The sequence below is a fragment of the Bacteroides caecimuris genome (genome assembly GCF_001688725.2).
In the GTDB taxonomy this organism is placed as follows: Bacteria; Bacteroidota; Bacteroidia; order Bacteroidales; family Bacteroidaceae; genus Bacteroides; species Bacteroides caecimuris.
The window spans coordinates 4,274,215-4,294,412 of sequence record NZ_CP015401.2 but is presented as its reverse complement, the minus strand read 5'-3'; the positions used below and the strand labels follow the sequence as shown (position 1 = coordinate 4,294,412).

At 40.6% G+C, this 20,198-nt stretch carries 13 protein-coding genes; 5 read left to right on the top strand and 8 right to left on the bottom strand.

All coding sequences use genetic code 11. From position 1 onward, the window contains the following. The first annotated feature begins 104 nt into the window (after positions 1-104). Positions 105-980 carry a DMT family transporter gene (locus A4V03_RS18560; RefSeq protein ID WP_065539891.1) on the top strand — a complete coding sequence of 292 codons (876 nt, stop codon included), beginning with the start codon at positions 105-107 and terminating at the stop codon, positions 978-980. 73 nt (positions 981-1,053) lie between these two features. Here A4V03_RS18560 and A4V03_RS18555 read toward each other — a convergent pair whose 3' ends face one another. Then, positions 1,054-1,311, bottom strand: coding sequence for a hypothetical protein (locus A4V03_RS18555; protein ID WP_065539890.1), 258 nt, complete (start codon positions 1,309-1,311; stop codon positions 1,054-1,056). 14 nt (positions 1,312-1,325) lie between these two features. On the opposite strand from A4V03_RS18555, the gene A4V03_RS18550 reads away from it, so the two are divergent. The 3 genes from A4V03_RS18550 (at position 1,326) to A4V03_RS18540 (ending at position 6,941) form a co-directional block, all read left to right on the top strand. Then, complete coding sequence (locus A4V03_RS18550) at positions 1,326-1,721, top strand: hypothetical protein (RefSeq protein ID WP_065539889.1); 396 nt, start codon at positions 1,326-1,328, stop codon at positions 1,719-1,721. Positions 1,722-1,854: 133 nt separating this feature from the next. Next, entirely contained in the window at positions 1,855-4,446 is a 2,592-nt protein-coding gene (locus A4V03_RS18545; protein WP_065539888.1) for a zinc-dependent metalloprotease, read from the top strand. Further along, complete coding sequence (locus tag A4V03_RS18540; RefSeq protein ID WP_065539887.1) at positions 4,443-6,941, top strand: zinc-dependent metalloprotease; 2,499 nt, start codon at positions 4,443-4,445, stop codon at positions 6,939-6,941. The genes A4V03_RS18545 and A4V03_RS18540 overlap by 4 nt, the downstream gene beginning before the upstream one ends. Positions 6,942-7,041: 100 nt before the next feature. Here the strand turns inward: A4V03_RS18540 and A4V03_RS18535 are convergent, their stop codons facing one another. Genes A4V03_RS18535 through A4V03_RS18520 form a run of 4 tightly spaced genes read right to left on the bottom strand, consistent with a single transcriptional unit; the run spans position 7,042 to position 13,212 of the window. Continuing rightward, positions 7,042-8,328, bottom strand: coding sequence for a hypothetical protein (locus tag A4V03_RS18535; RefSeq protein WP_065539886.1), 1,287 nt, complete (start codon positions 8,326-8,328; stop codon positions 7,042-7,044). A gap of 12 nt (positions 8,329-8,340) precedes the next feature. Next, complete coding sequence (locus A4V03_RS18530; protein WP_008646870.1) at positions 8,341-8,547, bottom strand: hypothetical protein; 207 nt, start codon at positions 8,545-8,547, stop codon at positions 8,341-8,343. A 26-nt stretch (positions 8,548-8,573) separates the two neighbouring features. Further along, complete coding sequence (locus tag A4V03_RS18525; protein ID WP_065539885.1) at positions 8,574-9,959, bottom strand: RagB/SusD family nutrient uptake outer membrane protein; 1,386 nt, start codon at positions 9,957-9,959, stop codon at positions 8,574-8,576. A 13-nt stretch (positions 9,960-9,972) separates the two neighbouring features. Beyond that, entirely contained in the window at positions 9,973-13,212 is a 3,240-nt protein-coding gene (locus tag A4V03_RS18520) for a SusC/RagA family TonB-linked outer membrane protein (RefSeq protein ID WP_236588601.1), read from the bottom strand. A gap of 1,242 nt (positions 13,213-14,454) precedes the next feature. On the opposite strand from A4V03_RS18520, the gene mutS reads away from it, so the two are divergent. Beyond that, positions 14,455-17,043, top strand: a complete 2,589-nt coding sequence (mutS, locus tag A4V03_RS18510; RefSeq protein ID WP_065540504.1) for a DNA mismatch repair protein MutS — start codon at positions 14,455-14,457, stop codon at positions 17,041-17,043. Positions 17,044-17,185: 142 nt separating this feature from the next. On the opposite strand, the gene lgt is transcribed toward mutS, so the two are convergent. Genes lgt through ychF form a run of 3 tightly spaced genes read right to left on the bottom strand, consistent with a single transcriptional unit; the run spans position 17,186 to position 20,138 of the window. After that, a complete protein-coding gene (gene lgt, locus A4V03_RS18505; RefSeq protein ID WP_065539883.1) occupies positions 17,186-18,052 on the bottom strand; it encodes a prolipoprotein diacylglyceryl transferase in 867 nt (288 codons plus the stop codon). A 17-nt stretch (positions 18,053-18,069) separates the two neighbouring features. Next, entirely contained in the window at positions 18,070-18,987 is a 918-nt protein-coding gene (locus tag A4V03_RS18500; RefSeq protein ID WP_065539882.1) for a ketopantoate reductase family protein, read from the bottom strand. 47 nt (positions 18,988-19,034) lie between these two features. Further along, positions 19,035-20,138 (bottom strand): redox-regulated ATPase YchF, encoded by a 1,104-nt coding sequence (ychF, locus tag A4V03_RS18495; protein WP_065539881.1) that lies wholly within the window; start codon positions 20,136-20,138, stop codon positions 19,035-19,037. Positions 20,139-20,198 lie beyond the last annotated feature (60 nt).

Here is a 20,198-nt window from a genome sequence, read left to right as displayed (position 1 = left end):
TCTTTGAACATAAACAAAGGTACGGGCTTTTTGTTACTTCTCCAAACAAACATTCCATAACTTCTCATTATCTTTGCATTCTATTAAAAAACATCACTATCATTATGGAACTGAAACATGGATTTTACCATCTGATTGCGATACTTGTAGTTGCTATCTGGGGGTTGACTTTCATATCAACCAAAGTATTGATTAATCACGGGCTGACCCCTCAGGAGATATTCTTCTATCGTTTTCTTATTGCTTATCTGGGCATTTGGGTGATTTCCCCCAAACGTCTGTTTACGAGTAACTGGAAAGACGAACTTTGGTTGATGGCAGGAGGTCTTTTCGGTGGCTCGCTCTATTTCTTTACAGAGAATACAGCTTTGGGAATTACGCAAGCATCCAATGTCGCTTTCATCATTTGCACAGCTCCCTTGCTTACTACCATTCTCTCCCTTCTCTTTTATAAGAGTGAAAAAGCCACTAAAGGTTTGATTTATGGTTCCATATTAGCTTTAATCGGGGTGGGACTGGTGGTCTTCAACGGTAGTTTCGTGCTCAAATTATCTCCGGTAGGGGATTTGCTCACTTTACTTGCCGCCCTGTCGTGGGCATTTTATAGTTTGGTGATAAAGAAAATGACAGGGCGTTACCCCACTGTATTTATCACCCGCAAAATATTCTTTTATGGAGTATTGACCATACTTCCCGCCTTTCTTCTTCATCCGCTGCAACCGGATTTCAATGTACTTTTAAAACCGGTTGTATTATCCAATCTCTTATTTTTGGCCGTCCTGGCATCCTTGGTTTGTTATGTCCTCTGGAATGTGGTATTGAAACAGTTGGGAACCGTTAGAGCCTCCAATTATATCTATCTCAATCCGTTGGTAACAATGGTGGCATCCGTAATCATTCTTCACGAACAAATCACATGGATTACATTATTGGGAGCGGGTTGCATTATTTTTGGAGTCTATCAGGCAGAAAAGAAATAAGAAAGAGTTTCTTCTATATACAAAGAAGAAACTCTTTCTTATTTCAGTTTGAATGACAGATCTGTTTTTTATCTTATTTAGCGAGTAATTGGAAAATCTTATTGCTTACATCGCTGTTTTCCTGAACACCGCCAAAAAGTTTGGATTGTGGACCGTATGCAAACAGTGGAACCATGATTGGTGTATGTCCTTTAGATACAAACATTGCTTTCATTTTGCCTTCTTTTATGTTTCCATCACGTAAAGCTAATGCTCCGGTTTCATGATTAGCTGAAATAATCACTAATGTTCCTGAACAGATATGTGCCAGTCCCATGCCGTCACCTATCATTAAGATGACATTCGATGCAAAAGATGGCGCCTTTAGATGTGGTCTATAAGGAAGATCTGGAAAAATTATTGAGTCTGGCTTCATTTGGTCAATTGCTTCCTAACATGCAATTTGATTGGGTAGATAGTTTTAAAGCAGATTATTCCGATTCAATGATTGATCTTCTGAGCCGGTTAAGAGATAGCAAGCAATTTGTAGGAAATGATAACTTGAGAATACAAATCTCAAATTGTATTCTGCGATTTGATTCGTTAGATGAAGAGTCTGTTCGCGTTAAGTGCCGTGCTTTAGTGGATTTGAAGCGCATGGGAATGGCATATACTGCATTTGATCAATTCACCAAGGAGTATAAGCTAATATTGAATGAGGATTTTAAATATAGTTTTGAGCAGTTTATAAGTGAAGTGTAACTTATAGGTCGATGTATTACAAAAAATATTGTGTAGTTTTTCTGGAGGAAAAAGTCGATTTTATTGGAGTTAATTCTTTATAATTCTTAAATTTGTATCCTATTACAGAATATGAATTAACACTATTATCAAAATGAAAAGAATTTGGGTGGCTCTTTTGGTGTTTTCTATACTAGGAGGGAGTGTATCAGCAAATGCTATTTCTTTTAAACGCAAAAAGTCAAAAAAGAAGGAGTCTGTTGAGAAAGAAAAAACTGCTTATGATAAACTGTTCTCATCTAATCATTCAAAAGCAGAAGGTTTTATCACTGTACATAAAGTAAAGGAGAAAGTTTATTTTGAACTTCCTTTATCAATGTTGCAGCGTGATATGTTACTAGGTTCTACAGTAACAGAAATTAGTGATAATAAGAATGCTATTATTGGTTCGAAACCTACCGAACCTCTTCATTTTCGTTTTGAGAAATTGAATAATAAAGTCTGCTTGTCGGCAGTGCAGACCAATAATGTGGGTGATGACAATGGTCACCGATTGAAGGCAGCTATTGAGATGAGTAATATGAATGCCATTCTGCAAGTATTTGATATTTCGGCTTATAATAACGACAGTACGGCAGTTGTTTTTGATGTTACCGATTTCTTTGTAAGTGACAATAAATTAATGTCCCCGTTCGATAAATATAGCGTGAATACATCAGGGGGACGTAAACGTTTGACCTCATTTCAAAGTAACAAATCATTTATTGATAGTTTTAAGGCTTTTGAAGATAACATATCAGTCCGTAGTTGCTTGAATTATATTTATTCGTTGACTGGGGGCAAAGGGAAAGACATAAAAGACGAGCCTCTGACCGCAAAGGTAACCCGTTCGATTATATTATTGGATACGATTCCTTATCGTCCCCGATTGATGGATAGCAGAATTGGCATTTTTCCTACAATGAAAAATGAATATTCAGCTGCTAAACAGACAACCCGTTCTATCTATTATGCCAATCGTTGGCGTTTGGAACCTTCAGATTTGAGAGGTTATATTGAAGGAAAGAAAGTGACTCCTATTAAACCGATTGTATTCTACGTAGACAGTTGTTTTCCTGAAAGTTGGAAAGCATCTATATTTGAAGCTGTCAATCAATGGAATGAGCCATTTGAAAAAATCGGTTTTACACAAGCTATCCAGGCTAAAGAATTTCCGAAAGACGATCCGGAATTTGATCCGGATAATTTGAAATATTCATGTATTCGTTATGCTCCGATAGGGATTGAGAATGCAATGGGACCATCGTGGGTTGACCCTCGTAGTGGGGAAATATTGAATGCTTCGGTATATCTGTACCATAACGTCATAAAATTGTTGAATAATTGGCTGTTTGTTCAAACTGCTCAAGCCGATAAGCGTGTACGTCATAAAGTAATTCCGAGAGAGGTGATGGACGATGCTTTACGTTATGTCGTTTCTCACGAAGTGGGTCATTGTTTGGGATTTATGCATAATATGAGTGCTTCTTCCGTAATTCCCGTAGATTCGCTCCGTTCTCCTTCATTTACGCAGAAGCATGGTACTACCACTTCCATTATGGATTACGCGCGTTTTAATTATGTGGCACAACCTGGTGATATGGAACGGGGAGTACGTATGATGCCGCCATATTTTGGTTTGTATGACGATTATCTGATTCGCTGGAATTATACACCTGTGCCGGAAGCTAAAACTCCGGAAGAGGAATATGCCATCACTTCGAAATGGATTACGGATTTATCAGATAATCCTGTATATCGGTATGGCAAGCAGCAGTCGGATATACTCGACCCTCGTTCTCAAACGGAAGATTTGGGTGATGATGCTGTGAAAGCAACCCGATATGGAGTGAAAAATCTGAAATACATTCTGGCTAATCTGAATCAATGGCTAGGAGAAGAAGATGTGGATTATACACATCGGTCGGATATTTACGATGGTATAATCATGCAATATCTGACTTATATGTTGCATGTATATCATAATATAGGAGGAATCTATTTGCATGAAAAATTGGTTGGTGATAAGGTGGAAGCCTTGCAGGTTGAACCTAAAGAGAAGCAGAAAGAGGCAATGAATTACTTTTTGGAGCAATTGGCGACCTTGGATTGGCTGGATGATGAAAATGTCCTGAAGGTACTGCCTATGGTAGGGAAACCATCGGATGCTTTGCGGGATGTAATGATGAAATTATTGATGAAAGCTCCTGCCCGGGTAGAATTTTCGGCATTAAAAGCCGGTAAAGGAGAAGGATATGATGTTGATGAATGTATGAATGATATTTATACATATATATGGAATCCTACTATACAAGGACGTAAATTAAGTGCTACTCAAATGAAACTGCAGAATTTGTTTATCAAACACCTGGCTTCGACTGCCGGAATCCGATTGAGTAAAGATACTAAATCATTGAAAAGTGAAGAAGATGCATGGGGGCAGTTAGCTGCTTTTCATCATAAAACAGGTGTAGGGCATAAAGGATGTTGTTGTGCGTCCGATCTGGGGCGTATGTTTAATCCAGTGGCTGGATTTGACGAACCAATGGCAGAGTATTTTATTCCCCAAAACCAGGATAGTATGTGTTATGGTTATTTCCTGCGCATACGTAATTTATTAAACAGCCGGAAGCAACATGCTGATAAAGATACGCGGCTTCATTATCAGTTATTGCTTCATCAAATGAATAATGCATTAAACAGATGATTATGAAGAATAAATATATCTTTTTGCTCTTTTTATCAGTATTTGGTGTGTTTGTCTTTTCTCCTTTGGAGGCTGTTGCCAAAAAAAAGAAAAAAGGGAAAATAGAGCAGGTTAAACCCAAAAGCGCATACGAAAAACTGTTGAAGGATAAACCGAATAGCGTCGAAACTAAAGGACTGATGAATCTTTATTGGGTAGACAATAAAGTATATATGGAAATACCCAGAGATGTGTTGGGTAAACGTTTGCTGATGGGAGGTGTAGTCGATAAACTAAGTAACCCGCAGGAATCATCTGTTGGCTTTTGCCCTGCTGCACCTTTGCAAGTGAAATTCTGCCGGTCCGATTCTTTAGTTAGGTTATATCAGATAGCGGACCGTCCGGTGACAGAACAAAATTCCCGTATCGGAGATGCGCTGAAAAAAAGTTTCAGTGATGTCATTTTAAATCAGTTTTCTATAAAGGCTTATTCTCCGGACAGTGCTTTGGTGATTGACGTTACATCTTATGTTTTCCAGGATGATAAATATATGAATCCGATTGATCCGAAAGCATACAATACAATGGGAGGCTGGGTGAAGCGTAAAGCCTCTTTCAAACAGAAACAATCAATGATATCTGGAATAGCTTCTTATCCAGATAATGTATCTATTTCATGCTATATGAGCTATGAATTAGCGATGTCATTATTCGGTATTTTTCCGATAGCAGAGAATATTCCTTTCAGCGCAGTTGTGAAGCGTACTTTTATGTTATTACCGGAAGATGGGGATTATTGCCCTCGTTTGGCTGATCCTCGTATCGGAACTTTATGGAGCGGCAAGGTGAATTTTTCGGATAAGGAGCAAGGTAGCAACATACAGTATTGGGTGAATCGCTGGAACCTGGCTGCTGATAAACCTGTTGTTTTCTATGTGGATACGCTGTTGCCTGAAAAATGGCAGAAGTGTGTGTATCGTAGCGCTGAGATATGGAACAAAAGCTTTCAGAAAATAGGTTTTTCTAATGCGTTAGATGTGAAACCTTACCCTAAAGATATAGGATTTGATGCCAACAGTATTACTAAGTCTTGTATCCGGTATGTCGTTTCACCTTCCGGTCAGATTACGGATAATTATTGGAGTGATCCGTTGACAGGAGAAATAATAAGTGCCAATATTTATATCCCTCATAATTTAGCTTCGAAAATTCAGCTGAATTATTTCTTACAGACAGCTTCCTTTAACGAGAAAGCCCGCACGTTGATGCCGGATGAAGATTTGGTGGAAGAAGCATTGACTTCGTTATTGTTGAGGCATTGGGGGCATTGTCTGGGATTGACGGATAATATGGCAGGATCTATTGCTTATCCGGTAGATTCGCTTCAGTCGAAAGAGTTTGTAAAAAAACATGGGCTATCTGCGTCAGTCATGGATAAGTTGCCGATGAACTATTTACTTTCGGTTGATAATTATAGTGCTGATATACCTTTGACGCAACAAGTGCTGGGAGAATATGACCATTGGGCGATTCGTTATCTTTATCAGTCCATGAATAAGAAAACACCGCAGGAAGAATTGCCGGATTTGCGGAAGCTGGTTTCTGAACGGAATCAGAACCCATTATTGCTTTTTAAACGTCCGCAGAGCAGGAAAGCTTATTATGATCCTCGCGGAATGGAGATGGATTTGGGAAATGATGCTATTCGTGCGGCAACCATTGCTTTTGAGAATTTGGGTAAAGTAGTGGCGAATGCAAACCGATGGTTGGACAAGGAAGATTTCAACTATGAAAAACGAGCCTCACTATATGGAGAAATTATCAATCAGGCGGATGAATATGTGAAGCATGTATTGCAGCAAGTTGGTGGAATCTATTTGAATGACAGTTATCAAGGGGATAGTTACCCTTCTTATCAACCGGTATCCAAAGAGTTGCAACGTCGTTCGTACCAGTGGATGATGGAAGCTATCAGTCAAATGAACTGGTTGGACAATCGGGAACTGTTGAATCATTGTGCGCTGACAGGTAGCGCTGCTGACTATTCACAGAAGTTTTTTGCCAATTTGCTATTAATACAGCTCAATAACCTTTGGCTTAGCGAAAGTAAATCAGATGACCCTTATACGCAACAGCAGGCTGTCGAAGATTTAAAGAATCATCTTTTTAAGGAAGCAAGGGTAGGAAAGGAGCCTGACGACTGGAAACGTTTCTTACAGGGACAATTGCTGAGTTTTGTCATTTCTTGGTCGAATGTAAATGTGCCGAAAGGGAAAGATGAGACAGCTAATGCTTCTTCTAAACTGACTATTCAGACTGTTTGTCCTTACCGGGGTATGACGGCTATTGAGAGCATTCCTTATTCTTCTGCTCCTGAACGGGCTCCATTCTGGTATGGCTGTCTGTTGGATTTGAAAAGTGAGTTTACGAGAGCGAAATCAGTAGCACCTAACCGGGAAATGCAAGAGGAGTATGATTACCGGTTGTTTACGATTGAGAAGGCACTGCGGAAATAGATATAATCTATAAAATGATTAGATATAAAAAAGCCAATTAATTCGTGATAAGATGAATTAATTGGCTTATACTTTTAATGAGGTTTTTCTTCTGTTTTGTTTATTCTACTACCCTTGTGAATGCGTAGGTTATACCAAAGAAACTCGCATCGAAATAATGACCGTACTCTTCAAACGTTGAGCTGAAGAAATCAGTTGGTATAAAATCGTGAAAGTAAATGATAATATTATTATCATCTATCTTATCCAATCCTATAAATGCATTTCCGAGCTCTGTTTTTCTCTTTGAGAAACAACGATTCACTTGAGAGGTGGTGAAATAAGGAGCGTCATATTCCTCATCAGCTATCCAGTTATAGATACCTTTCTCTATATGGTCGAAAACAACAGTGTGGCCTTGAGGGTTGCAAAAGAAGTCCTTTAAATCTCCCGTTAGATATGGGATTATTTTATCTGTGCCATCTTCTTGATGTACAAATTCCAGGTAGTCATTAGCTCCATTGTTTTCCGGCAGACTATTTATCCAGTCTTCGTCAGGCATGCCAACATATACATAGTTGTCTTTATCTTTAATCTCCACAGGTTTCCATTTGCCCAGCATGTCAGTAAACTTTAACTGATCCAGTTTTATATTATAGGATACAAATGAGCCCGGATAGTAGAGTTCGGAGTTGTCAACTGGTGTACCTAGTTTAAGGATAGCGTTTTTTCCTGTATAATCTTCTGCTCCTTCTTTTATTTTTATCTTAAAACGTGTGTAGTAAGATCCTTTTGGAATGGTGACGGAAGTTATTCCGTTTTCAAGTTCAAAATCTTCGTTCAATATAGCTGTACTGGACGGGTCTATTTCTATCGGCAACACGATGTCTGTTGTTGCCCTGAAACTGCTGCCGCTATTTTCTCCTTCCACTTCGATTCTAATGTCTATTTCACTTAACAGACGATAGATAACAGGCTTGAAAGTATACATAATGTGCTCTTTCACTTCAACGGGGATAATCGCTATTTTCTTGTCACCGAGCGTATATCCGGAAACCGGGTTGATGGAAAGGCGGATTTCACGGTTGGCAGTCAGGTTGTTTTTGGGAGTAATGGTTAAAGTGGCACTTGTTTCTCCGGCTTTTATCATGAACCCGTTAGCAGAAATTTCATAGTCTTCATCCAATATGGCAGTACCTTCAATGATGACAGGAATGCTTAAGTCTGTTTCAGGTGCTACAGAAGCTCTCAATTCCACTTCCAGGCTACCGTTAGAAGGTAATATGTATATGGAGCGACTAAAAGATAACTTTGCACCCGATGAGTCGTCATCACTGCAAGCTGCCGACACTATGATTAGTATAATCATTAGCAGGAAGGAGCCTGTTATTCTGATTTTTGTTTTCATTTTAATCCTTTTTTATTGGTTAATGGCATTGTTGTATTCATCCCATAATGCTTGTACTTCTTCACGGTCTTGTGCATTCAGGATATTTCCGGTGGGAAGTAAATAATCTTCTGATGTATTATCTACTTTTGGGGTCAGTTCTTCCGGTTTATCACATGAAACCAAGAAAGCGGAAGAACCTGTAAGAATGAAACATAGGATATATAGTATCTTTTTCATGACTGTTTCTGTTTTTTATGGATAAATTATTCTATGTAGCCTGGATTTTGAATGAGCAAATCAGGAAATAATCTGATGTCTGCTTTGGGAATAGGAAAAGTATACAGATACTTTTCTGTGATAAATTTCTTTCCTTTGGCAGCGACCCAAAATTCCGGACGTCCGTTGCGTTTTAATTCAAACCAGCGGTCGCCTTCAACAAACAATTCTTTACGGCGTTCACAGAGGATGGCTGACATCAATTTTGTCAAAGGGATCCCAGTGGCGTCGGTTTTTATATTTTGTTGGAAAACTTCTGGGAGATTGTCAATCGTGTAGGCTATATAATCTTGAGTGATTCGTTTGGAACGAAGCTGGTTAAGATAACCTAGTGCGTCTGTTTCCTGATTCAGATGTGCGTGGGCTTCGGCTATAATCAGGCAAAGTTCTTCACTACGAAACTTGGTGGTGATGATTTTATTGACAATCCGTTTGGAATCATAGTTGCATCTGCGACGTACGTCATTGTCGGTGGCCGCAAATAAATCAACCAAATTTCTGTCGACAGGTCTTGATTTTATATCGGCTTGTGCAGTTGCGTAACTCATGGTTCCTATATCATCATCCATGGTGAATGAACGGATAATGACATTGTGTGCTTTTGCTTGTTTCTGGTTAATGGCTTCTACATATTCGTCAGCTTCCAGCATCGGGTATTTTTCCAATACTTCTTTGGCATAGGTAATAGCATTACTCCAGTTCTGTGTCCAAAAGAAGAAACGTGCGAAGTAGGCTTTTGTCACGGATGAAGTAAAGATAAAGTCTTCATTAGACACATTATATGAGAGGGCTTTTCGGAATCCTTCTTCTATAAATTCAGCAGTTTCTTTCAGATTGGCGCGTGCAGGCTTTGCTTCCATATCAAAATCGTCGACAAGTGGAAGTCCGAGAGTCTCTTTTGCCGTCTCCGGCTGGTATGGCTCACAGTAGCGCTGCATAAGGTTATAATAGCAAATAGAACGAATGCTCCAGGCTGTCCCCAATAGGGTTCTAGCTAAATCGGATTCCGTATCATCCATGTTGCCGATAACCATATTACAGTCTTTGATAACAGAGTAGAGTGTTTTGTAAGTGGCCTGATTTTTGTTAATGGCACTTCCCACATAAATGCTCGTATAGCCGAAATTGCTGGCAAGCGTTGCATTCAAGTCATCGGCAAACATCTCTAAAGTTGTCATTACTTCTGGATTGGGAATGATAACGTCATCTCTTCCTTTTTCTATCTGATCCAACCAATAATGGATAATGGTCGAAAAATCTTCAGCTGTTTCAGGAATTATCTTTCCTTTGGGCTTTACGTCTAAGTAATTGTTGCAGGAAGCCAACAATATCATCAGACCACAATAGATAGATATGAATAGTTTATTTTTCATCGTTTATTGTTATTTAAAATCCAACATTTACGCTAAACATCACAGAACGGCTTATCGGATAAGTAGCACCGGGGGTTTCAGGATCCATGCCTGAATAGCTGGTGAATGTGAAGAAGTTGTTCAGTGACAAAGAGAAATCTACATTGGAGAGAGCCGAACTACTTATTAACTTCTTAGGTAGCGTATATCCTAAAATGATGCTCTTAATTCTGGCATAAGATAAGTTGGTAAGGAAAGCTCCATGCGTGATTTCTTTGTGCATAGGGTTATAATAGCCAAATCCGTAAACCTCACCGAACGGATTCCATACGCGCGGATAAGTGCCATTTGTATTATTGGGCGTCCAACGGTCGGCTGCTGCTTTCGGAACATTCAGATGTTGTGCGAACAAATCATTTTGGAAGACTTGTTCGCGTTCTGTGTAATTAAATACCCCATTACCGCTTACGGTGCTAGCTGAAGTTGGCGACTTGATGAATTCAAAATTTTTGGCTCCTGTGGCAAAAGTTCCGTTTACGCTAAGGCGAATACCTTTATATTCGGCGGTTACATTAAATCCTCCGGTTACGGGAGCTTCACTTGTGCCTAGATAATACCGGTAATTATCGGGCTTATTCAAGTCAGTGGCTGTGCGTATTTCAGCATCGGGGCGCAGCTGGTATGTATATAATCCTGTTTCGGGGTCAATACCGGTGTATCTCCCACTATAGATGGCGTCTACAGGGTAACCCTCCCATAAATTATTATATCCCATGCTGCTATAGGAAGCTTTATATTTGGTCACTTTATTCTTGTTATAAGCTATGTTGGCAGAAAGAGACAGATTGAAATCTTTTGTTTTAACAGGAATTCCATTCAGGGTAGCTTCGATACCTTTGTTATCAATATTGGCAGTATTGTATTTCTGTTGAGTGAATCCTGTGCTGCTTAGAACTTGCACACCTGTTACAATGTCTTTACTTTTCCGGTAGTATCCTTCCACTATACCTGTCAAGCGGTCGTTAAACATACCGAAATCAAGAGCCACTTTCACGTCTTGCGTCTTTTCCCAACGTAGATTGGGATTCGGTGGACTAACTACTTTTCCTATATGATAAATATTGTTGGAAATATTCCGGTAGTCATCGTAGTAACTGATAATCATTTGCGGGCTGACACTGCGGTTGATGTTACCTGTAAATCCGGTTGCTATACGGAGTGTTAATCTGTTCAGTGCAGGTTTTAGCGGAGCCATGAAATCTTCTTCGCTAACATTCCATGCTGCACCGGCTGCCCAGTTAGGATTAAATTGTTTGTCACTACCAAAATTAGAACTACCGTCAGTACGGAAAGAGACATTCAGTACATATTTGTTTTTGTAGTAATAATCAGCAGATGCATAGAAAGAGACAAAGCGTTGTTCACTCCATGTTTCTCCGTTCGAGCCATCAATAGCGGCGAGATAGGCTTTTAGTTTCTCGTAGCCTACTCCTGTCGGGTCATCAGGAAGTGGGGTTATGGCATTTCCGGTGATTTCGTCGTAACCATATCGTTTACTGTACAAACCGTCTGATTTACTTCCGCGGAATTCGGCACCGGCAATAAGGGAGACAGAGTGGTCTCCGAAAGAATCATCATAAGTAAAATGCCCGCGGACCATATAGCTCTCATTATCTACATTGCGTTGCAAGATAGAAGCATATTCCTTATTAGTATTGTTATCGATAGAAAGACGGTTGTCTAAAGCTGCTTTTGTGTTTTTACCATATATTTCCTTTAGACGGTTGGTGGAATAAGTATATGAAGCCAGGCCCACAAAACGCAAATGGTTGATAATGCTGTAATCAATTCCTGCACGAACCATTGTTTTTATATTCTTAGTGCGTGAAGAAGTTTCGTCCATTTCGCGAAGTACATTAAATCCACAATCAGGTATAATCTTGGAACTAGTCTTTTTATTGTTATATTCTCCTAGTGCATAATATGTTTCATCTGCCCGGTAACTGCCGTCTTCGTTATACGGACTTTCGTATGGATTGGCAAAATAAGCATATTGGAAAGGATCGAGACTATTCAGTGCCGGGGACTTTGAATATTGATAAGACATGGATGCCCCAAAGTCAATCTTGACTTTCTGGCTGGGGTGCATTGATAGATTAGCTGTCAGGTTATAACGGTCGTAATCATTATTTTTCAATAAACCGGCGTTGCGGGTATATGCTAGTGAAGTATAATAGGTGTATTTGTCTCCACCACCATTAATGGACAAGTTGTGGGTGGTAGAAACACTGTTGCGAAACAGTTCATCGTACCAATCGGTATTCGTTTTACCTAATTCTTCGATATACGTATCTTGTTGTTCTTTGCTCCATCCGGTAAACTTTCCCCTACCAGCACGAATGATGCCTACTACTCCTACCACCGGATAGTCATTTGCCCCGGCTTCAAATCCCGGAGCAGAGAATTCATCCCATAATCCCTGTTCATAGGCAAGCTTCTCTTGTGAATTCATCAGAGAGTAGTTCCGTTGGGGTGGTAAAGTGACTGATACATTGCCTGAATAGTTTATTTGGACTTTTCCTGATTTGCCTTTTTTGGTAGTGACAACAATTACTCCACCGGCTGCTCGCGAACCATAAATAGCAGCGGCCGAAGCATCTTTCAAAATAGTAATACTTTCTATGTCGCTGGGATTGATGCCGGCGACACCATTCATGAACAAGTCGTCAAATTGACCGGATTTTATTTCAGCACTGGTAGGCATATCGGTACTTCCACTTTGCATGGGAACTCCATCGATAACCCATAGTGGTTCACCATCTCCGGTGATTGTATTGGTACCTCTGATTCGTATTTTTTGTGTACTACCAGGTTGTCCGGATATGGCTGATACAGCCACACCTGCTATTTTACCTTGCATGAGGGCGTCTACCGTTGGTTGGGCTTGGTCTTTCAACTGGTCGGCCGAGATAATTCCGACAGAACCAGTCATTTTCTTAAAAGTAGTTTGGGTATAACCTGTAACGACAACTTGATCCAGTTCACTTGTTGCAGATTCCATTTTAATTTTGATAAAAGGTGTTGCTCCTTTCAATAAGTGCTCTACATTTTTCATGCCAATGTAAGAAAAAACAAGTGTCTTGCCTTCTTTCATCTCTTTGATGGAAAACTTACCATCAATATCTGTGGTAACACCGACTTGGGGGAGCTCCTTATAGCGGACGGATACGCCTACTAATGGTACCCCACTTTCGTCAGTTACAATACCTTTCACTGTTACCTGTGCATTTGCAAATAAAGGTAAAATTAGAGCGAAAAGTAATGTTAATGAAAAAATGGTAATTTTATTCATAATTGTATTATATTGGTTTGAATATATGCAAATGTATTATTATTAGCTGATATAAACAAGAAAAATGATAATATTTGTATTTAAAATGTGTGCTTTTGTTTGAGTGAATATCATTCGATGTTTATTATATTTTTATAAAAGTATAGAAAATTGGTTCATGGTATGTTACGACTGGCTTTTTGCATTATACTGCATATTGGGGAGTTTGATATGTTGTAGAAGGCAAGAAAGAAGTGGCTTAATTTGACAATTTTGGGGCATAATTGCTATACCCAAAACGGTTCGTTTCATGTATGGTTATAAATTTATTCCATATCATTATATTTTGGACATGATAAGATTATCATTGAAATATATTTCAACATATGCATTCCTACGATAGAAGTGTCAAAAATAAAAGAGACTAACAATTTCCTTAATTATAAGTTTAGGACTTTATCAGTTAATTCGTTTCTCGGTGTCGAACAGGTTGTTTCTCGGTGAGAAACGGGTCGTTGGTTTTAAAGGAAAGCCACGAATAGTAACCGACTGTATAACAGTGCTTTACAAAACAGTGTTATCTATCAGAAATGCATAGGAGTTTTATTGACATTTTTTTTGTAATACCATTTGTTTATATTGCATCTATTACTGTAATAATATTTACATTAAAATATGGCATTTATAAAAGAATTTGTTTCATTCCTTTCTGAAACAGGAATGAATCTATTTTTAAAGGTGGGGCTGCTCTGAACCGAATCTCTAGGATTTCAGATTGCGACAAAATAATCTGATGATTGAAAAGAGAGAGTTCTGCTGGTTTATATCAAATAGGGACGAAGCGTACGGGCATAAAAAAAGGAGCAACGCCTTGCTCCAACCTTTGTTAACCTTAAATCTAATACTATGAAAAACACAGTACAAAGATACGGACTATTGGGAAATTAGCAAATTATCCAAGAAAAATAGCATGTTTTATAACATGTTTTAATAGTTTTCTCCTACTTGTTAAGAAATAAACGCTCCTTTTTTCAAGATATGCAGCATTTATTTTGAAAATTGAATCGGAACAGACCGTTGATTCTCTGCCGAAAATCCGCTATCTTTGCAAGGATAATTCATTATATACTCAACAAAAAAGAAAAGGAGACACCCGTGAACGAAGAAGAGATCGTCCTCACCCCGATGATGAAACAGTTTCTGGATTTGAAGGCAAAACATCCGGATGCAGTGATGCTGTTTCGTTGCGGTGACTTTTATGAAACATATTCTACGGATGCCATCGTTGCAGCCGAAATCTTAGGAATCACACTGACAAAACGTGCCAATGGGAAAGGAAAAACTATCGAGATGGCAGGTTTTCCTCATCATGCCCTTGATACCTATCTTCCGAAACTGGTTCGCGCAGGAAAACGTGTCGCTATCTGCGACCAGCTCGAAGACCCGAAAATGACGAAGAAGCTGGTGAAGCGCGGCATTACCGAATTGGTTACTCCCGGTGTTTCTATCAATGATAATGTACTGAACTATAAAGAGAATAACTTCCTGGCTGCCGTTCATTTCGGAAAAGCTTCCTGTGGAGTTGCCTTTCTCGACATTTCTACCGGTGAATTCCTTACCGCAGAGGGTCCTTTTGATTATATAGACAAACTGTTGAATAACTTTGCCCCTAAAGAAATTCTTTTTGAACGTGGCAAACGCCTGATGTTTGAAGGTAATTTCGGTAATAAGTTCTTCACATTCGAGCTGGACGACTGGGTATTTACAGAAACAACTGCCCGGGAGAAACTGCTGAAACACTTTGAAACGAAGAATCTGAAAGGCTTCGGAGTGGAGCACTTGAAAAACGGTATCATTGCTTCCGGCGCTATCTTGCAGTATCTGACAATGACGCAGCATACGCAGATTGGTCACATCACTTCATTGGCACGTATTGAAGAAGATAAATACGTCCGTCTGGATAAGTTCACGGTGCGTAGCCTTGAGCTGATTGGTAATATGAATGATGGCGGAAGTAGCCTGCTCAATGTCATCGACCGGACCATCAGCCCGATGGGAGCGCGTCTGTTGAAACGCTGGATGGTTTTTCCCTTAAAGGATAAGAAACCGATCAATGAACGCTTGAATGTAGTGGAATATTTCTTCCGTCAGCCTGATTTTAAGGAACTGATTGAAGAACAGTTGCATCTGATAGGTGATCTGGAGCGTATTATTTCCAAAGTGGCTGTAGGACGTGTGTCGCCCCGTGAAGTCGTTCAGCTGAAAGTTGCCTTGCAAGCAATTGAGCCGATAAAACAAGCATGTATGGAAGCTGATAATGCGAGCTTGAATCGCATTGGCGAACTACTGAATCTTTGTATTTCTATTCGTGACCGGATTGCCAAAGAGATTAAAAATGATCCTCCTTTACTGATAAATAAAGGTGGAGTGATTCAAGATGGTGTGAACGCAGAGTTGGATGAATTGCGGCAAATCTCCTATTCAGGAAAAGATTATCTGCTAAAGATACAGCAACGGGAGAGCGAGGAGACAGGTATTCCGAGTTTGAAAGTGGCTTATAATAACGTATTCGGCTATTATATCGAAGTCCGTAATGTCCATAAAGATAAAGTTCCGAAAGAGTGGATTCGTAAACAGACGTTAGTCAACGCAGAACGTTATATCACGCAGGAACTAAAGGAATATGAAGAAAAGATTTTGGGAGCGGAGGATAAGATTCTGGTGCTGGAAACGCAGCTATATACGGATTTGGTACAGTCATTGATGGAGTTTATTCCACAGATACAGATTAATGCGAATCAGATTGCACGTCTGGACTGTCTGCTGTCATTTGCCAATGTGGCGCGTGAGAATCGTTATATCCGTCCGATTATTGAGGATAATGACGTATTGGATATTCGTCAGGGACGTCACCCGGTAATAGAAAAACAACTTCCGATAGGCGAGAAGTATATTGCCAATGATGTAATGCTGGACAGCGATACACAGCAGATTATTATTATAACCGGTCCCAACATGGCAGGTAAGTCGGCACTCTTGCGCCAAACGGCATTGATTACGCTATTGGCTCAAATCGGCTCGTTTGTTCCTGCGGAAAGTGCGCATATCGGTTTGGTAGATAAGATATTTACCCGTGTAGGAGCGAGCGATAATATATCAGTCGGCGAATCTACATTCATGGTAGAAATGAATGAAGCGGCTGATATCCTCAACAATATTTCTTCCCGGAGCCTGGTATTATTTGACGAATTGGGTCGTGGTACTTCCACTTATGATGGTATTTCCATTGCCTGGGCAATTGTAGAGTATATCCACGAACATCCGAAAGCAAAAGCACGTACATTATTTGCTACGCATTATCATGAATTGAATGAGATGGAGAAATCTTTCAAGCGCATTAAGAATTATAATGTATCGGTGAAAGAAGTTGATAATAAAGTAATCTTCCTTCGTAAGCTGGAACGTGGTGGTAGTGAACACTCTTTCGGTATTCATGTGGCAAAGATGGCAGGTATGCCGAAAAGCATTGTGAAACGTGCGAATGAGATATTGAAACAGCTTGAATCTGATAATCGCCAACAGGGCATAGCAGGTACACCGCTGGCAGAAGTGGGCGAAAATCGTGGAGGTATGCAGTTAAGCTTCTTCCAGTTGGACGATCCGATTCTCTGTCAGATTCGCGATGAGATATTGAATCTTGATGTGAATAATCTTACTCCTATTGAAGCGCTGAATAAACTGAATGATATAAAGAAGATAGTCAGGGGGAAATAAACTGAAAATGTATATAATGCCTTAGGATATGTCTTTTTTACAAGAGCCTGTCTGAAAAGTCGGTTCTATTATAATTCTCCTCCTTCAGGAAGGAGAGAAATTAGAGTTACTGACGACTTTTCAGACAATTCCTTTCTTTGATTTAGCCTATTTTCTTTTTCTTCTTATCATAGAAGAACATGAAATAGACGCCTATGATGATAAACGGAACGCTTAACCATTGCCCCATATTGAACATCATGCTGTTTTCAAAATCCTCCTGGTTTTCTTTCAGGAATTCGATGAAAAAGCGGAAGGTGAAGATATAAGTCAGGCAAAACCCGAAGAAGAAGCCGCGGTGCAGTTTCTTGCTGTAATTCTTATACAGGTAAATCATGATGAAGAACAGGATAAGATAAGCGATGGCTTCGTAGAGTTGTCCCGGATGGCGAGGGATTGCCGGAAGTATTTCACCGTTTGCTCCATATTCTTTCACACGTTCGAAAACGAATGCCCAGGGCACATCGGATGGTTTGCCGATGATTTCGGAGTTCATCAGGTTGGCAAGGCGGATGAAACAGGCGGTGATTGGAGTAGCTACGGCAATCATATCCAACACGTCCATATAATGAAGTTTCGTCTTACGGCAATACAGCCAAAGGGCGATGATCAATCCTAATGTACCGCCGTGGCTGGCAAGTCCTTCATATCCGGTGAATTTCCAGTTTCCGTCCGGCATGAATTTGATGGGAAGAATCATTTCCCAAAAATGAGACAGGTAATATCCCGGGGCATAGAACAAGCAGTGTCCCAGGCGCGCGCCGATCAGAATACCAAAAAAACAATAAAAGAAAAGCGGGTCAAACTTTTTTTCTTCTATCTTTTTATCCCGGTACTGGTAGTGAACAACCATATAAGCAAAGAATATTCCTACTGCCCACAGTAATCCGTAATAACGGATAGAAATGCCGAACAGGTTGAATAGTTCGGGATTCGGGTTCCAGTGGATGGATAATAGCATGGTATTCATTCTATATTGGATTAATGTTAATGATTAGATTCTTTGAATTTCTCCGCTACCATCCGGTAGGTCGGTATGTCTATTCCTTGTTCCTCGGCTGCTGCAATCATGTCGAAGAGCAACCCCTGTATTTCCGAATCGTGTCCGCGTGCCAGGTCTTTCTGCATAGAAGCGGTACTTTCGGGGGCGAGCTTGTCAATCACTTTCAGGTTGTAGCTGACGGGGTCTTCGGGAAATTCGACGCCCAGTTTCTTGCCTAAGGCAGCGCTTTCCGTGGAAAGTCCGATAAATGTATCCCGTATCTTTCCCGGTTTTTGCACTTCTCCCATCGGAACGTCGTAGTAAGCACCCGTCACAGCCATTGCGGAGATAAACGACCATTTGATGAACGTATCCCGGTTGATGTCCGGTGACAATTCCACTTTTATGCCTGCTTCCTGCAAGTCTTGGCGGATAGCTTCCAGCAATCCGGGTTTCACAACTGTGCCGTGGTGAGCACCATATACCAGCCGGAATATCTTTCCCATTTGAGTGATTTCTCCTGTGCCGGATACGAAACCTACGATATAGATGCATCCGTCGAGGACAGTGACTTCCGGTACTAACTTTTGTATGCGTGGCCCTGTGCCGTACACATTCAGGATAGGGATGACAACCGTGTCTTTGTGTGCTGCCCTTTTTATCAGTTCTACAATAGAATCGACCGAATAACCTTTTACGCATACAAATATCACATCTGCTTTTCCATTGAATTCTTCAGCGGTAGTTGCCGGAATCCGGAGTGTATGTTCGCCCTTCAAATCCGACTTCAGTGTCAAACCGTTCGTTTGAATTGATTGCAAATGAGCTCCACGGGCAATACAAGTTACATCTTTGCCTGCCAGCGACAAGAATCCTGCGATACTGCCGCCTACACCTCCCGTTCCTGCAATGAGATATTTCATATTGTTAGCGAATTAGTAATTAATAAGTCGTCGGTGATTGCCGATAATCACACGTTGAAACGGAAATGCATGATGTCGCCATCCTGCACGATATATTCTTTTCCTTCCACACCCAGTTTTCCGGCTTCTTTCACGGCTGCTTCCGAACCGTATTTGATATAATCGTCGTATTTGATAACTTCGGCACGGATAAAGCCTTTTTCAAAATCGGTGTGGATCACTCCGGCACATTGCGGAGCCTTCCATCCCTTTTCGTAAGTCCAGGCACGTACTTCCTGTACGCCGGCTGTGAAGTAAGTTTCGAGGTTCAGGAGTCTATAAGCCGATTTGATAAGACGTGCTACGCCCGATTCTTCCAAGCCTACTTCGGCAAGGAACATCTGACGGTCTTCGTACGTTTCCAGTTCGGCGATGTCGGCTTCTGTTTTGGCTGCGACAATCAGGATTTGAGCATTCTCGTCTTTTACGGCCTCGCGTACCATATCTACGTATTTGTTGCCGTTTACCGCACTTGCTTCATCAACGTTACAAACGTACATTACCGGTTTGCTGGTCAGCAGGAACAGTTCACGGGCAATCTTCTGTTCGTCTTTGGTTTCGAAAGTAACGGTACGTGCAGATTTTCCCTGTTCCAGTGCGTCTTTATATTGAACCAACACATCGTAAGCTTGTTTTGCAGCTTTGTCACCACCTGTCTGTGCCTGTTTCTGCACTTTCTGGATACGGCTTTCGATGGTTTCCAGGTCTTTCAGTTGAAGTTCGTAGTCGATGATTTCTTTGTCGCGGACGGGATTTACGCTTCCGTCTACGTGTGTCACGTTGTCGTCGTCGAAGCAACGGAGTACGTGGATAATTGCGTCTGTTTCACGGATATTGGCAAGGAACTTGTTTCCCAGTCCTTCGCCTTTGCTTGCGCCTTTCACCAGTCCGGCGATATCTACGATTTCTACAGTTGTAGGGACAATTCGTTGGGGATGCACCAATTCTGCCAGTGCGTTCAGACGTTCGTCGGGAACGGTGATTACACCTACATTGGGTTCAATTGTACAGAAAGGGAAATTTGCCGCCTGTGCTTTCGCGTTCGACAAACAGTTGAAAAGTGTCGACTTACCCACGTTCGGTAGTCCGACAATACCACATTGCAATGCCATTTATCTATTTCGTTTTTATTTAGTTATCGATAATCTGGCTGCAAAGATAGGCATTTTGGC

Coding starts and splice junctions, on each gene's coding strand:
- A4V03_RS18560 (WP_065539891.1), top strand. CDS start 105: ATGGAACTGAAACATGGATTTTACCATCTGATTGCGATACTTGTAGTT.
- A4V03_RS18550 (WP_065539889.1), top strand. CDS start 1,326: ATGCAAAAGATGGCGCCTTTAGATGTGGTCTATAAGGAAGATCTGGAA.
- lgt (WP_065539883.1), bottom strand. CDS start 18,052: ATGAATACCATGCTATTATCCATCCACTGGAACCCGAATCCCGAACTA.
- A4V03_RS18525 (WP_065539885.1), bottom strand. CDS start 9,959: ATGAAAAATAAACTATTCATATCTATCTATTGTGGTCTGATGATATTG.
- A4V03_RS18530 (WP_008646870.1), bottom strand. CDS start 8,547: ATGAAAAAGATACTATATATCCTATGTTTCATTCTTACAGGTTCTTCC.
- mutS (WP_065540504.1), top strand. CDS start 14,455: ATGATGAAACAGTTTCTGGATTTGAAGGCAAAACATCCGGATGCAGTG.
- ychF (WP_065539881.1), bottom strand. CDS start 20,138: ATGGCATTGCAATGTGGTATTGTCGGACTACCGAACGTGGGTAAGTCG.
- A4V03_RS18535 (WP_065539886.1), bottom strand. CDS start 8,328: ATGAAAACAAAAATCAGAATAACAGGCTCCTTCCTGCTAATGATTATA.
- A4V03_RS18555 (WP_065539890.1), bottom strand. CDS start 1,311: ATGATAGGTGACGGCATGGGACTGGCACATATCTGTTCAGGAACATTA.
- A4V03_RS18540 (WP_065539887.1), top strand. CDS start 4,443: ATGATTATGAAGAATAAATATATCTTTTTGCTCTTTTTATCAGTATTT.
- A4V03_RS18545 (WP_065539888.1), top strand. CDS start 1,855: ATGAAAAGAATTTGGGTGGCTCTTTTGGTGTTTTCTATACTAGGAGGG.
- A4V03_RS18500 (WP_065539882.1), bottom strand. CDS start 18,987: ATGAAATATCTCATTGCAGGAACGGGAGGTGTAGGCGGCAGTATCGCA.